12 protein-coding genes and 1 pseudogene are annotated in these 15,173 nt (G+C 65.3%); 5 read left to right on the forward strand and 8 right to left on the reverse strand.

Annotated elements, in window-relative coordinates:
• Positions 1–91: 91 nt before the first annotated feature.
• The 3 genes from G3O00_RS30665 to G3O00_RS30675 form a co-directional block, all read right to left on the reverse strand.
• On the reverse strand, positions 92–490 hold the full coding sequence (locus G3O00_RS30665) for a winged helix-turn-helix domain-containing protein (RefSeq protein ID WP_011354467.1): 399 nt from the start codon (positions 488–490) through the stop codon (positions 92–94).
• 454 nt (positions 491–944) lie between these two features.
• Entirely contained in the window at positions 945–3,155 is a 2,211-nt protein-coding gene (locus G3O00_RS30670; protein ID WP_206145258.1) for a xanthine dehydrogenase family protein molybdopterin-binding subunit, read from the reverse strand.
• 2 nt (positions 3,156–3,157) lie between these two features.
• Positions 3,158–3,619, reverse strand: coding sequence for a (2Fe-2S)-binding protein (locus G3O00_RS30675; RefSeq protein ID WP_011354470.1), 462 nt, complete (start codon positions 3,617–3,619; stop codon positions 3,158–3,160).
• Between the two features lie 181 nt (positions 3,620–3,800).
• On the opposite strand from G3O00_RS30675, the gene G3O00_RS30680 reads away from it, so the two are divergent.
• Positions 3,801–4,724, forward strand: a complete 924-nt coding sequence (locus G3O00_RS30680) for an AraC family transcriptional regulator (protein ID WP_174932785.1) — start codon at positions 3,801–3,803, stop codon at positions 4,722–4,724.
• Positions 4,725–4,761: 37 nt separating this feature from the next.
• Here G3O00_RS30680 and G3O00_RS30685 read toward each other — a convergent pair whose 3' ends face one another.
• Genes G3O00_RS30685 through G3O00_RS30705 form a run of 5 tightly spaced genes read right to left on the reverse strand, consistent with a single transcriptional unit; the run spans position 4,762 to position 11,347 of the window.
• Positions 4,762–7,422, reverse strand: coding sequence for a glycosyltransferase family 2 protein (locus G3O00_RS30685; RefSeq protein WP_206145259.1), 2,661 nt, complete (start codon positions 7,420–7,422; stop codon positions 4,762–4,764).
• Positions 7,423–7,448: 26 nt separating this feature from the next.
• A complete protein-coding gene (locus tag G3O00_RS30690) occupies positions 7,449–8,852 on the reverse strand; it encodes a UDP-glucose/GDP-mannose dehydrogenase family protein (protein ID WP_206145260.1) in 1,404 nt (467 codons plus the stop codon).
• Between the two features lie 35 nt (positions 8,853–8,887).
• On the reverse strand, positions 8,888–9,877 hold the full coding sequence (galE, locus tag G3O00_RS30695; RefSeq protein WP_206145261.1) for a UDP-glucose 4-epimerase GalE: 990 nt from the start codon (positions 9,875–9,877) through the stop codon (positions 8,888–8,890).
• Positions 9,874–10,881, reverse strand: coding sequence for a UDP-glucuronic acid decarboxylase family protein (locus tag G3O00_RS30700; protein ID WP_206145262.1), 1,008 nt, complete (start codon positions 10,879–10,881; stop codon positions 9,874–9,876). Before G3O00_RS30700 ends, galE begins: the two co-directional genes overlap by 4 nt.
• The gene (locus G3O00_RS30705; protein ID WP_254602399.1) at positions 10,874–11,347 is read right to left on the reverse strand and encodes a hypothetical protein; all 474 of its coding nucleotides are present in this window, start codon (positions 11,345–11,347) and stop codon (positions 10,874–10,876) included. Before G3O00_RS30705 ends, G3O00_RS30700 begins: the two co-directional genes overlap by 8 nt.
• A gap of 1,623 nt (positions 11,348–12,970) precedes the next feature.
• On the opposite strand from G3O00_RS30705, the gene G3O00_RS30710 reads away from it, so the two are divergent.
• The 4 genes and pseudogenes from G3O00_RS30710 to G3O00_RS30725 all read left to right on the forward strand — a co-directional run.
• A complete protein-coding gene (locus tag G3O00_RS30710) occupies positions 12,971–13,294 on the forward strand; it encodes a hypothetical protein (RefSeq protein WP_041493221.1) in 324 nt (107 codons plus the stop codon).
• Positions 13,295–13,405: 111 nt separating this feature from the next.
• Positions 13,406–13,996 (forward strand): hypothetical protein, encoded by a 591-nt coding sequence (locus tag G3O00_RS30715; RefSeq protein WP_081436660.1) that lies wholly within the window; start codon positions 13,406–13,408, stop codon positions 13,994–13,996.
• A gap of 74 nt (positions 13,997–14,070) precedes the next feature.
• Positions 14,071–14,352: a hypothetical protein gene (locus tag G3O00_RS30720; RefSeq protein ID WP_011354481.1), complete on the forward strand. Its 282-nt coding sequence runs from the start codon at positions 14,071–14,073 to the stop codon at positions 14,350–14,352.
• Positions 14,353–14,396: 44 nt separating this feature from the next.
• A pseudogene (locus G3O00_RS30725) lies at positions 14,397–15,173 on the forward strand (chemotaxis protein CheA); the annotation flags it as partial.

Here is a 15,173-nt window from a genome sequence, read left to right on the forward strand (position 1 = left end):
CGACGGGCGGGCCGCGAGGCGCTGCGGATCGGCGCAGCGCGGTGGGGGGAGCGTAGCCGGTGCGCCGCGAGCGAGCGGCGCGGGCGAATCGTCAGGCGTAGTCGGCGGCCATCACCGCCTGCGGTGCCACGCGCAGGATCGGCGCCGCGTCGTGGCGCTCGACGTGCGTCATCGCCGCACCGAACAGCACCAGGCGATAGCCGACCGCGTAGATCGGGATGATGCGCAGGTTCTTGTCGTGATCGAGCTGCAGCTTCGAACGGATACGCGAGATATGGGTGTCGAGCGTGCGCGACGACACGCCGAGTTCACGGCCCCACACGGCTTCCTGGATTGCCTGCCGCGGCACGATCTTGTTCATGTTGTCGAGCAGGAATTCGACGACGTCGAATTCACGCGGCGTGACATCAATGATCTTGTTGTCGATTTCGATCGTGCGGCGCACGAAGTTGATTTTTATGTTGTCGATGTACAGGTATTTGCAATCCATGGTGGCCCTCGCATGTCCATAAAGGAGTGTTTGCGGGACCTATGCTGCAACTTCCGGGCCAGGGAGAAGATCGTCAGTAATCGAAAGCCGACGGCACCGCCGCAGGCGGCGCGGCAGCCTTGAATTTAAAAGAATTTTTAACGGGAGGCGCGCGGCGGACAAAAAAGGGGCCGGGGCAACGGTGAAGGATTGTTACGTAGCATCGGCGGGCGACGTTACGGGCGTTACGTCCGACGTAACGTGTGGGGCCGGGCGGGGAACGGGGTCGGCGGAACGTCGCTGCGGCCGGATGGCGAACCCTGCATCGAACCCTGCAAGGGGTGATGAATTCTCTATATAAATCAATGAATTACGAGCGATTTTTGCCGACATCGAACCCTGCATCGATCGCGCCAGGCAAAAAAACGCCGGCCGCAAGACGTCTCCGCCCCGCGGCCGGCGTTCCGGTTCATCGTCAAGCCTTCGCGCTATCCGCCGAATCGAACGGCAGCACGTAATGCCGCTTGCCCGTCGCCGCGAAGATCGCGTTCGCGACAGCCGGCCCGACCGGCGCGACGCCCGGCTCGCCGACCCCGGTCGGCGCTTCGGCCGACGGCACGATGTGCACCTCGACCTTCGGCATTTCGGCCATCCGCAGCACGTGGTAGCCGTCGAAGTTGCGCTGCTCGACCTGGCCGTCCTTCAGCGTGATCGCGCTGTGCATCACCGCGCCGAGCCCGAAGCCGATGCCGCCCTCCATCTGCGCGGCGACGATGTCGGGATTGATCGCGATCCCGCAATCGACCGCGCACACCACGCGCTCGACCTTCACCTTGCCGTCCGCGTCGACCGACACCTCGGCCACTTGCGCGACATAGCTCTTGAACGCCTCGGCGACCGCGATCCCGCGCCCGCGGCCTTTCGGCAGCGGTTTGGCCGGATCCCAGCCGGCCTTCTGCGCGGCCAGGTCCAGCACCGCGCGCATGCGCGGTTCCTTCTCGAGCAGGTCGCGGCGGAACGCGTACGGATCCTTGCCGGCGGTGTGCGCGGCTTCGTCGATGAACGCCTCGACCGCGTACGCCGTGTGCGAGCTGCCGACCACGCGCCACCACAGCACGGGCAGGCCGACCTTGGTGGTGGTGAGCTCGACCGACACGTTCGGCACCGCGTACGGCAGGTTCGCCGCGCCCTCGACCGAGGTGGCGTCCACGCCGTTCTTCACCATGAACGCCTCGAACGGTGTGCCGGCGAGGATCGACTGGCCGACGATCCGGTGGCGCCAGCCGACCAGCTTGCCGTCCGCCGTCAGCCCCGCGTCGAGCTTGTGGAAGTACATCGGCCGGTAGAAGCCGCCCTGGATGTCGTCCTCGCGCGTCCACTGCAGCTTGACGGGCTTGCCGTCCGCGCCGAGCGCCTTCGCGATCGACACGGCCTCGACCACGTAGTCCGACCACGCGTTCGCGCGCCGGCCGAAGCTGCCGCCTGCGTACAGCGTGTGGATCTGCACCTGCTCGGGCGTCAGGCCGGCCGTCCTGGCCGCGTTGGCCTGGTCGACCGTCTGGAACTGGTCGCCGGCCCAGATCTCGCAGCTGTTCGCCGTCAGCTTGACGACCGCGTCGAGCGGTTCCATCGGCGCGTGCGCGAGATACGGGAATTCGTACGTTGCGCTGATCTTGCGCGCCGCGCCCGTGATCGCCGCATCGGCATCGCCATCCTTGCGTGCCGACGTGCCCGGCTTGTCGGCGAGCTGCCGGTATTCGCGCATGATCTCGTCGGAGCCGCGCTTTTCGGCGTTCGTTTCGTCCCATTCGACCTTCAGCGCGTCGCGGCCCTGTTTCGCGGCCCAGAAGCCGGTCCCGACGACCGCGACGCCACCGGGCACCTGCACGACCGACACGACGCCCGACACGGCCTTGGCCGCCGTCGCGTCGAACGACTTCACCTTCGCGCCGAAGCGCGGCGGGCGCTGCAGCAGCGCGACGCGCATGCCGGGGAAGGTCGTGTCGAGCGTGAAATGCGCGGTCCCGTTCGATTTGGCCGACGCGTCGACACGCGGAATCCGGTGCCCGATCAGCTTGAAATCGGCCGGCTGTTTCAGCGTGACCTTGTCGGGCACCGGCAGCTTCGACGCATCGGCGACGAGTGTGCCGTACGCGGCCGTCTTGCCGCTCTTCGCATGCGTGACGACGCCATTGGCCGTCGTCAGCTCGCTCGCCGGCACTTTCCAGCGGGCCGCCGCGGCCGAGACCAGCATCGCGCGAGCCTTGCCGCCCGCTTCGCGCAGTTGCTGCCACGAGTTCGACATGGCCGAGCTGCCGCCCGTACCCTGCATCGTGCCGAACGCGAGGTTCGCGTAGCGTTTCGCATCGGCGGGCGCGCTCTCGACGCGCACGTGCGACCAGTCGGCGTCGAGCTCCTCGGCGACGATCGTCGCGATGCCTGTATATGCGCCCTGGCCCAGTTCGACGTGCTTCGCGATGACCGTGACGGCGCCGTCGGGCGTGATGCGCAGGAATGCGTTCGGCGCGAAGTCGGCGGCGGGCGCGGTCGCCGCAAGCGCGCGACGGCCGAGGCCGGCCCATTCGAAGCCGATGGTCAGGCTGACGGCGGCCGCGGCGCCGGCGGCTTTCAGGAACGTGCGGCGCGACGGACGCACCGAACCGGTGTTGTCGAGTTCGATCGTCATGGTCAGGCTCCCAGCGTCGCGGCCGCGTCGTGGATCGCCGCCCGGATGCGGGCGTAGGTCGCACAGCGGCACAGGTTGCCGTTCATCGCGGCGTCGATGTCCGCGTCGGTCGGCTTCGGGTTCTGTTCGAGCAGCGCGGTGGCCGACATGATCTGGCCGGACTGGCAGTAGCCGCACTGCGGCACCTGCAGCTTGACCCAGGCGGCCTGCACGGCGTGCGCGGGCTTGCTCTGCAGGCCTTCGATCGTCGTGATGTGCTTGCCCGCGATGCCGGCAAGCGGCAGCACGCACGAGCGGACGGCCTGGCCTTCGAGATGCACGGTGCACGCGCCGCACTGCGCCATGCCGCAGCCGAACTTCGTGCCGGTCAGTCCCGCGTGTTCGCGAATCGCCCAGAGGACGGGCATCGACGGATCGGCGTCGAGCGTGACGTTCTTGCCGTTCAGGACAAACGAGGTAGGCATTTTGATTGTCTCCGTGGGGAAAACCCGGCATGCGCCCGGTTAGCGGGCAGTGTGCGCGAGCAGCCGATTTTTGCGTCTACCCAATCCTGCAAATTTATTGAACAATCCTGCAAATCCCCGGCAGGTCGCGGGTGGTTTCGCTATGCTCCCGCGACATGAGGAAATCTATCGAGGACGCGTCATGGACATGACCGATATCGTGACGTCGCGCGAATCCGGGCGGCGCGAGCTGGCGATGCTGATCAGCCGCTTCGCACCGGCGGACGGCTCGCATTCGACGGCCGTGCCGGGTTTGATGCTGCACCGGCACACGCGCCCGGTCGATATGGGCTGCGGCGTGTCGCGGGCCGCACTCGTGATTGCCGCACAGGGCGCGAAGCGCGTGATCGTGGCCGGACAGGCTTACGAATACGACACGCAGAATTGCCTGATTACATCGATCGATTTACCAATCCTGTCGCGCGTGACCCGCGCGTCGCCGGACGCGCCGTACCTGTGCCTGTCGCTGACGCTTGATCCGCAGCGCATCGTCGAGCTCGCGGCCGAGATGCGGTTGCCCGAACCCGATGCGGGCCCCGAAGGCGAGGGGATCGCGCTCGCCGAACTGACGCCGCCGCTGCTCGATGCCGCGCTGCGGCTGATGCGGCTGCTCGATACGCCAGCCGACATTGCGGTCGTCGCGCCGCTGATCGAAAAGGAACTGCTGTACCGGCTGATGACGAGCGGGCAGGGCACGCGGCTGCGGCACATGGCGATCGCGGGCAGCCAGACGCACCGGATCGCGCGCGCGATCGAATGGATCCGCGACCACTTCGCGGAGCCGATGCGCGTCGAGTCGCTCGCGCAGGCGGTCAACATGAGCGTGTCGTCGCTGCACCATCATTTCAAGCACGTGACGACGCTGAGCCCGCTGCAGTACCAGAAGCAGCTGCGGCTGCACGAGGCGCGACGGCTGCTGCTGCGGCAGGGCGGCGATGTCGGGTCGGTGGCCGCCGTCGTCGGCTATGAAAGCGCGTCGCAGTTCAGCCGCGAATACAGCCGGCTGTTCGGCGCGCCGCCGATGCGCGACGTCGTGCAGTTGCGGAAGAAGGAACTGCTCGGCTGACGGCGCACCGCTGACGCGCCGTCGTTCACCGCGCATTTCACCTGGCGACCACCGTCGTCTGCAGGAACGCCGGCGCGATCCGCCAGTCCGGCACGTAATGCGCCGGCCACGCGCCGGGCGTATCGACCGCGTTGAAATACACGACGGCCTTCAGCAGCGGATAGCGCCACAGCGAGCGCTGGAATTCGTCGAGTTCCTCGCGCTTGCGCGAATTCGATCCGTCGATGCCCAATTCGGTGACCATCACCGGCAGCCCGTAGTCGGTCACCCGCTCGTACTTGGTCCGCAGGATGCTCGCGGCGGACGCGTGGCCGCCGGCCGGCCAGATCGCGCAGCGCGGGCAGTCGAACACGGACAGGCCGATGTCGTCCACATAGCGGCGGCCCGGGAAATAGTCGTCGAGGTTCCGGTTGCCGGCCGGCGACCACACGAAGCGGAGCTGGTCGGTCATCGTGCGGCAGGTGGTGACGACCCGCCGGTACGCATCCACGTAGGCCGACGCATCGCCGATGGCCCACGGGTAGCGTCCGGTGTCGGCCTCCATCTCGTGGCCCCAGCGCACGAACACGGGGCCCTTCAACGCGGCGAGCGCCGAGCAGGCGGCCGCGATCCGCGCGTCGTAGCGCCCGTGCGCGATATCCTCGAGCAGTGCGCCTTGCCGCGTGTCGCCGGCCGCCCAGGGCTCGATGGTCAGGATCAGCGAGCGGTTGCGCGCCTGCGCGCTCCGGTATGCATCGTCGATTTCCGCGCGGACGTCGGGCGCGTTCCACGACACGAACACATGGTCGAACGCGAGATCCCGATCGGCCGCGAGCGTCTGCTCGGGATCGTAGGCGCCGAGTTCGGGCTGCTTCACCGGTTCGCCCGGCACGGGCGCGACCACGGCCGGCAGACCCGAGCGCCACATCATCGCCTGCCAGCCTTTCGGCGCGCGCAGCCCGATACCCGACAACAGTATCGCGAGCGCGAACACGAACAGCGCGTTGCGCACGGGCAGGCGGCTGAAGAACATCTGCCTGAATGCCGACCACTCGAGCCCTTGCTCCCTGCCGTGATTCACGGTGATGACTGCCGCGATCACGAGATACAGGATGCTCGTCAGCGTCGAGAACAGGTAGAAGCCGGCCGCGTTGCGCGGATTCTCGACCGTGACGACGGGCAGGCTGCAGAACAGCGAGATCAGCAGGTACGGGGCAACCACGCGCAGCGGCGCGTCCTGCTCGATCGTGCCGCCTTTCGGCGTGACCTTGAACGGAAATTCCTTGCCGCGCACGCAGTCGAACACCGCCGACGCGCAGCCGAGCACGACCCACGGCCAGCGCGCGAACACGAACGACAGCCCTTCCCACGACAGCAGCTTCGTATTCAGCGGCCGGCACGACTGGGTCGAATGCGTGGCCCAGGTCACGACGCACAGGATCAGCACGGTCAGCGGCAGCGCGTAGGTGAGGTACGTGAGGTAATCGACGTGTGCCCACACGCGGCCGGTAAGCAGCGCGACGACTGGAATCACGACGCTGCCGGCCATCGCGAGCGCGCATAGCGGGTACCACAGCTGGCAGAACAGGAACTGCGCCTTCAGCTTCAGCGGCAGCCCCATGAAATAGTGGCGCGTGTACCGCAGCATGATGATCATCACGCTCTTTGACCACTGGAATTCCTGCGTGGCCAGGTCGCCGAACGTGCGCGGCCCTTCGCCGTTCGCGATCGCGTTCAGCGCATGCATGCCGCGCCAGCCCTTCGAATTGAAGATCATCGTGGTCGAGTGATCCTCGGCGAGCTCGGGCCCGAGCCCGCCGATCTCGCGCAGCGCGCGGCAGCGCACCGCATAGTGCGAGCCGATGCACAGCGGCGCGAGGCCGCTCGCGTAGCCGGCCTGCATCGTGCCGTGCAGCGGCCCCTCGACGTTCACGCGCCCGCGTGCGCTCCAGCTCCCGGCCGCGTTGCTGTCGCAGATGCTCGGCGCCGACACGTAGCCGACTTCCGGATCGACGAACGGCCGCAGCATCTCCTCGAGATAGGTGCGGGTCGGCACGTGGTCGGCATCGAGCTGCGACACGAAATCGTAGTTGTCGTACCCGTACATGTCGTAGAAGTACGCGAGATTGCCTTCCTTGCACTTGGTGCGGCGCGGCCAGCTCGTCCGGTGGTACGCGGCAACGCCGCGCCGCGTCGACACGAACACGCCGTGCTCGCGGCACCAGTCGAGCGTCTCCGGCGACGGGTCTTCATCGGCGAGCCACGTATCGTGCGGGTAGGTCTGGTCGAGCATCGCGAGCAGCGTCGTGCGGACGATGTCGAACGGCTCGGACGGCGCCTTGGTGACGACCATCGCGACGCGCCAGTCGCGCGGTACCGGCAGCGCGGGATTCGGCACGACCGCCGAGCGGATGATGAAGATGAAGTAGCCGGGAATGAAGGTGGTCCAGAACAGCACGAAGCAGTTGACGCCGAAGCGGAACGCGTCGACGTAGTGCTCGTCGCGCAACCACCAGCGCCAGAAGATGCCCAGCGCGACGAACCAGCACAGCGCGAGGATGTGGAAGACGATCTTGCTCCCGCTGTCCATCAACGGGACGAGGAGCGGGACGTCCGCGTTCATCGGGGCGGTGCGATCCGCTTCGGCGTCGGTGGTCTCGGTGGTGTCGGCGGTATCCGGCGCAGGGCCGCCGGCAAGCGACGCAACCAGCTTCTTCATGGTGTTCTCCCGTCAAGGTCAGATCATCAGTCTTGAAGCAGGCCGCGCTGCGGCCGGGTGTCCTTGTTCGCGTGCTGTTGTTCCGGTGCCGGGTCGGCCGGCGTGCGTTCGCCGCATGAGCGGCCCACGCGTTCGTAGCGGCGAAAGCCGCTGTCGACAGCGAGCCGTTCGCTGAACAGGTTGCGCATGTCGAGCATCACGGGATCGGCCATGTGATCCGCGAGGTCGGCGAGATCGAGTGCCTCGAACGCCTTCCATTCGGTCATCACGACGACGGCGTCCGCGCTGCGCACCGCATCGATCGCGGAGCCCTCCATGAACACCTGCGGCAGCAGCCGCGTCGCTTCGTGCGGACGCGCCGGGTCGTATGCGCGGATATGCGCGCCCGCGCCGACGAGCAGCTGGATCACGTCGATGCTCGGGCTTTCGCGCACGTCGTCGGTCTGGCCTTTGAACGTGAGGCCGAGCACCGCGATGCGCTTGTCCTTGATCGAGCCGCCGCAGGCCTTCTCGATGCGGCGCAGGATCTGCTCCTTGCGCAGCGCATTCGATTCGATCGCCGCGCTGACGATGCGCAGCGGCACCGCATGTTCGGAAGCCGTCGCCTTCAGTGCGCGCGTGTCCTTCGGAAAGCACGAGCCGCCCCAGCCGGGGCCGGCCTTCAGGAACGATGCGCCGATGCGGCGGTCGAGGCCCATGCCGTTCGCGACCAGTTCGACATCGGCGCCGACGGCTTCGCACAGGTCCGAGATCTCGTTGATGTAGCTGATCTTCACCGCGAGGAATGCATTCGCCGCGTATTTCACGAGTTCGGCCGTTTCGATCTCGGTTGCAAGCACGAGATGGCCCATCGCTTCCAGCGGCGCATAGATGGCCTTCATGATCTCGATCGCACGAGGATGCTCGGCGCCGAACACGACGCGGTCCGGGTGCATGAAATCGTCGATCGCCGACCCTTCGCGCAGGAACTCCGGATTCGATGCGATCGCCGCGTCGATGCCGTCCGGCGCGCAGCGTTCGACGATCTGCTTGACGATCCGGTTGGTGCCGACCGGCACGGTCGACTTCGTGATGACGACCGCGAAACCGGTCAGGTTCGACGCGATCTCCCGCGCGGCCGCCTCGACGTACTGCAGGTCTGCCTGGTCGGTGCCCGGCAGCGTCGGCGTGCCGACCGCGATGAATACCGCGTCCCGATCGCACACGCTCGCCGCGAGGTCGCTGCTGAAGCGCAGCGTGCCGCGTTCGACGTTGCGTGCGACGACGGCGTCGAGGCCCGGTTCGTAGATCGGCATGCGGCCGTCGTTCAGCGCGTCGATCTTGCCGCGATTGTTGTCGATGCAGACGACGTCATGCCCGAGATCCGCAAAGCACGCGCCGCTGACCAGCCCGACGTAGCCCGTGCCGACGATGGCGATCCGTACCTTCATGGTGATTCCCCTGCGTGGCGTTCAAGGAAACTTGCTTACTTGCCGGCTTCGAATTGCAGTGCTTTCTGAAACCACGCCGCGGCGTGTTCGACCATCGGTTCGATCGCGGTGAAACGCGGCCGCCAGCCGAGCACGAGCGCGGCTTTCGTGGCGTCGGCGTACAGCTCGGGCGGGTCGCCCGGGCGGCGCGCGGCCGTCACCGTCGGCACGCGGCGGCCCGTCACGGCTTCGACGGCGCGCAGTGCGTCGAGTACCGACGTTCCTTTGCCGGTGCCGAGATTCAGTGCGACGCTGTGGCCGCCGCCGCACAGATAGGCGGTCGCTTTCAGGTGCGCGTCGGCGAGGTCGCTGACATGCACGTAATCGCGAATCGCCGAGCCGTCGGGCGTCGGGTAGTCGGCCCCCATCACCTGGAACGCATGGCCGGTGCCGAGTGCCGCGCGAATCGCGAGCGGCAGCGCGTGCGTTTCCGGTTCGTGGCATTCGCCGATCTCGCCGTCAGGGTCCGCACCGGCCGCGTTGAAGTAGCGCAGCGCGACCCACTTCAATCCGTATGCGCGCTCGAAATCGGCCGCCATCCGTTCCATCGCGTACTTCGTGAAGCCGTACGGATTGATCGGCCGCTGCAGCGTGCGCTCCGAGATCGGCAGCCCGTCCGGAATGCCGTACGTCGCGCACGACGACGACATCACGATCCGGCCGACGTCCGCCGCGTGCATCGCGCTCAGCAGCATGCAGGTGCCCGTGACGTTGACCGTGTAGTAGCGGTCGGGCGCGAGCACCGAATCGCCGACGTACGCGAGCGCCGCGAAATGGATCACGACGTCGGGCCGGTGCGCGGCGAACGCCTTCGACAGTGCGTCGCGGTCGAGAATGTCGGCGGTGACGAGCGGTCCCCATCGCACCGCATCGCGATGGCCGGTCGACAGATTGTCGTAGGCGACCGGTTCGTGTCCCGCTGCCGCGAGCGCCTTGCAGGTATGGCTGCCGATATAGCCTGCTCCGCCTGTCACGAGCACTTTCATGCCGTGGCCCCGGTCAGGCGCAGCACCGGCTCGAGCCACAGTTCACGGCTGAAATAGTCGACGGTCCGGCGCAGGCCTTCGTCGAGATCGATGCCCGGCCGCCAACCGAACTCGGTCGACGCGACCGAGATGTCGGGCTTGCGCTGGTGCGGATCGTCGATCGGCAGCGGCCGGAACACGATCTCCGATTTCGAGCCCGTCATCGCGAGCACTTTCTCCGCGAGCTCGATCATCGTGAATTCGCCGGGGTTGCCGATGTTGACCGGGGTGCCGACGTTGCGCTCGGCGCTCATCAGGCAGAAGAAGCCGTCGATCAGGTCGCTGGCGAAGCAGAACGAGCGCGTCTGCTTGCCGTCGCCGTAGATCTCGAGCGGCGCGCCGTTGAGTGCGCCGACGATGAAGTTCGACACGACGCGGCCGTCGCGCGGCGACATCCGCGGGCCGTAGGTGTTGAAAATGCGCGCGACACGCACGTCGATGCCGTGCGTGCGGTAGTAGTCGTAGCACAGCGCCTCGGCCGCGCGCTTGCCTTCGTCGTAGCACGCGCGCGGGCCGATCGTGTTCACGTTGCCGCGATAGGTTTCCGTCTGCGGATGCACGTCCGGGTCGCCGTAGATCTCGCTGGTCGACGCCTGGAACACGCGTGCGCCCGTCTTGCGCGCGAGTGCGAGGCAATGGTTCATGCCGAGCACGTTGGTCATCATCGTATGGACGGGATCGATCTGGTAGGTGGGCGGCGATGCCGCGCACGCGAGATTCCAGATCTCGTCCACCTGCAGTTGCGGCAGGCCGAGCGATACGTCGCCCTTCACGAACTCGAAGCGGCCGGACGCTTTCAGGTCGGCGACGTTGAGCTTGCGCCCCGTCAGCAGGCTGTCGATGCACGTGACGGACGCGCCTTCCATGACCAGGCGTTCGCACACGTAACTGCCGAGAAAGCCGGCGCCGCCCGTCACCAGGACGCGCTGACCGGCGCGCGTCTCGAGCGCGACCCTGTCATTCATGGCTTTCTCCTTCGTCGTTCAGCTCGGGGAACCACACGTCGATCAGTTCGACGGCGGCGCGCACGCGTTCCATCCCGCTGCACGGGTAGCGTTTCGGCAAGCGCCGGTTCGCTCGTGCTGATGTCGACGAAGCGCCGCGACAGGCGCTCCGGTTTCGCTGACTACCCCGTTGATGCTTGAACGACGCACGCGTCGATCGATCGGTGGTGATCTTCATCGCCTTTTCCCCGATACGCTGATTGACGAGCAGGCCGCCGTTCGTGATCTTGTGCCTCGGCGTGCCGCTCGGTGAGAGCCGGAGATCAGGCAATCGGCATGCCATGAACGATGCCGTCACGATGCGCACGGGCGCGGCGCCGAAATTGCCGCGCGATATGTGCGCTTCTGTTTCATGCATGTATCGTGGGGACAGAAAAGCGCGCGGGCCAATGGCCGGGCCGATACGATTCGATACGACGAAACGCACGATAAATCAGGCTTTTGCGGGAATGGCTTCGTCAAACAGGTGTTGATCGTGAATGTTTCATCAATGAGATATGCGCAGATAACGAGTTAAAAACGTTTCCCTCGTGCACTGCGAATCGGACGATTCGGTGCGTGAAAGGCGGAGCGAATGAAAGTGAAAAAATGATGTGCGCTGTTCGGAGGGCGCGAGTTTTCATTTGTTTTAATTATTACGTTGGCACGGAAGTTTTCATTATTACGGCCCATTTCGACGCTCGAGCGGGGTGTGATCCTGTCGGTATTTTCACGGATGAATCAAATTCGTCCGGGTCGTCGGAGGAAACGCGTGCCGAAGCCTCGCCGGAGGCTGCGGGGTCGGGCTCCCGGCGCCCGGCGTCGCGCGTATCGATTCTCGTTTGTGATGGCGCGGGAGGGGGCCGCATACGCTGCGATCCCCGGTTTGCCGGCGGAAATGCCCGCGCCGCCTGCCTTGCGCGGCCGTGCGCTTCTCAAGTTTGAAACACTCGTTCATCTGGCGGTCCGGCACGTGCCTGCAGGCCGGATTCGTCCGTCTAATCCGGCGATTGCGTCGCGGCGCTCAACGATCGCCGAGGGTGTCAAACTGTTATCGCGATACATTCCTGAAACAAAAAATGTCGTTCCGGGCGCTGCGTGCCGTCGTGGCGGCCGTTTGCCGAGCGCAATATGCGGTGGAATATCACGTGGCACGCTGCTTGCGGTATTGGACGCACCGGCGGGCGGTCGACACGAAGTAACGAAGAGGTGGGGCGGCCAACTCGTCAATAAGCAGTCGGGGAAACGGCGATGAAGACCATAAGCAGTAGCTTGATCGGTGCGTACTTAACGCACCAATGGGGTAGTCGGAAAGGCCGGGGTGACGCTCGCGACGCTGTGCCAGCTTCGCGGGTTGCTCTGTCCCGGTTTCTTGCCCGCCGCGCGCTTCGCGTGCTGGCGCGGTTGTCGCGCCGCACGGCAGTCGGGCGACAGCGGTACTCGCTTTCATACAGTTCACCCGGATGGATCAGGCTGTTCGTGCCGGACAGCGTGATGCCGATTCGTCTTCGGTCGTGCAGGGTCGCTTCGATCGCGCCTGGCCCATGCCGGCGCCGGCCGGATTAGATCGAACGCCCGTCGGCCGGATTATCCGGAAGACTTTCTTCGATAGCTCAGGGAGAAGACATGCCACCTGGCTGCAATGCAGGCCCGTTGTCGCCCGGATAAAGGGTGTATTTTCAACGGCGCTGCATTTTGCGGTGGTTAATGTATTCGCGAATTTTCGATTCCGGAAATGGGATGTCGATTAATGACATGCCGTCCGGCGGGGTGTCGAATATCGCAAGCCGGAAAGGTGTGCGCATCGTTCCGGTTTATCAGGCAATGGTGTTTTCGGTGTAGTGACAATGTTCATAAAAATAATAGAAAACACCTACCAAAAAAGTTTGGATAACTAAAAATTGCGAAGCTAAGCTTCGTCTGGCCAAAATCACAAAAAATTGAATTGAAAAGGCATCAGGATTTTTTTAATTAGATAGTGATCCTTAATTTCTAGGATTGCTCAAGTCGGGAAGGTTGATGGCGTGCGATCTTCCTGACTCACTCCGTCCACGCCGTTTTGGAGTCGACCATGAAGAAGCTTCTGATTGCAGCAGCAGTTCTGGCGGTTTCGGGTGCAGCGTTCGCTGGCAGCGGCACGGTGTCGAGCAGCAGCTCGTCGAGCGGCGGCCAAACGATGGCAGGGGTTGCTGGCTTCGGCCATTTCTCCGCAACCGATTCCGGCTCGGCACTCGGTGCAGCCGGCGCAGTTGCAGGCGGCCCGGGCAGCGGTTCGATCTCGTACACGAACCATACCCAAACGTCGACCGTCGGTGGCTTCGGCTTCGGCGGCTCGCAAGCCGGTGGCAACAGCGGTGCAAATGCCGGTTCGATCGGCTGGACGTATCACCACTAAGCCGCGACGCGTAGCGTTCGTCATTGGCTGGCGGTACGGATGCCGGGTTCCGCTCGATGGGGGTTGACCCGGCTCCGCCACCGCCGAACTTACTCACAGCAAGGAATTGCTATGAAAGCCAAAGTCATTTTCGCGACAGCGCTCACCGTCTTAGCGTCGGCTGCATTGGCAGCGGGTTCCTCCACGACCAACCAGACACAATCCGTTGCGGCGGGTGTTTCCGGTTCGGTCCTGGTCGGATCCGGCAGCTATACCAGCAATTCGACTTCGACGGCGGGCGCGAACGCGGGCAGTACGGTGACACCCGCTGGTTCCGCCGGCACGGCATCCGCCTTCCACAACACGACTTCGACGGCCAGCGGTTCGGGCACGAACGGAGGCGCGTTCGCGGCAGGCGGCGGTATCGGTGCCGCAGGCTCGTACGGTGGAAACAGCAGCACGAACGAGAACGCGAATGCGCTGTCGGGCGGGGTGAGCGCCACGATCGTCCTTGGTGCCAATCACTACACGGCGTCGAGTGCGAACGACCAGGGCGTTGCCAACGCGGGTGCCGCTGGGCTGACCGGCAGTGGTGGGTCAGGCGCGATCACGGGTTCGAATCACTACAACTCGTCGACCGTTTGGAGTACCGGTCCGGCCGGGTCGCCGTCCGCATCGGGCGGGAGCCAGGGCAGTGCAAGTGCGACCGGAAGCAGTCATTAGTCAGGTGTGGGGGGGCCAGTTTCCCAGCGACGCTGGTCTCTTTTCCCCACATTGTTGTCACGTAAGGAGTTGGCATGAAGCAGAAACTGATTGCCGCCGCTCTGATGCTCGCGTCTCTGACGGCGTATGGCGCTGACCGTATTGCCAACGACGTGCAATCGAATTTGCAGACGTCAAACAACCCTGACCAGACAACCAAACCGTCAGAACAACAAACGCTTTCTTCGGGCAGTGCCATCGGCGGACCAGACGCCCAGCAGTGGCAGGGCATGTCGGCCGGCTCATGGTCCCAGCTGGGTAACGGCTGGAAACAGTTCGGGGAAGCAGGCAAAGCTGAAGGGAATCAGGGGAATTAGTACGGTTGCCTGGGTGGGAGGTCAAACCTCGTCCGGAGAGTGAAATGAACAGCAACAGGATCAAGGTGGCATGCGCAGCGATGTTCGCGATGACCACGATCGGCGCCCAAGCGCAAACCGCCGATTCGACGTCGAGCGCACAGTCCTCGACGTCGTCGACGGCAGTCAGCCAGGGTGGCGGCTCGAGCATGAACACGAACACCACGAGCTCGCGCGGCGGCAACGCTACCAGCTCCAGCGGGGTTCGCAGCAGCGGCAATTCGAGCGTGAACGTGAACGTGACGATGCCGTCCAGCACGAGCGGCGGCACGAACGTGACGCCGCAGTCGCTGCAGTCATCCGGCGCGCCAGGCACCAACCCGTACAACACCCAGTCAGCGGAAAACGTCAATTACTCGGGTACGCAGACGATCAAGACCAACCCCGCGATCCAGGCGCCGGGCCTCACGACCACGCTGTCCGATACCTGTATGGGGTCGGTGAGCGTCGGCGTGTCGTTTCCGGGGTTCGGCGCGACGGGTGGCACGACGCTTGTCGACCAGGCCTGCGTCCGGCGTCTCGATGCACGTGAATTCCGTGCGATGGGCCTGACCGACGTTGCGCTCGCGCTGCTCTGCCAGAGCGACGCGAACCGGCGTGCAGTTGAAGCGACCGGGCACCTGTGCCCGGGCACGACCGCGCCGCTCGCCCGTTCGAACGTGGCGCCGAGCGTAGAAGCGACGGTGGCCGACGACGTGAAGTATCGCGATCCGATCGTGCGCGACCGCATGGGCTTGCCGCCGCTGGGCGCTGCCGCGCCGGCACCGGCGCAACCCCGCCCC

The organism is Burkholderia sp. Ac-20384 (assembly GCF_017104605.1).
In the GTDB taxonomy this organism is placed as follows: domain Bacteria; phylum Pseudomonadota; class Gammaproteobacteria; order Burkholderiales; family Burkholderiaceae; genus Burkholderia; species Burkholderia lata.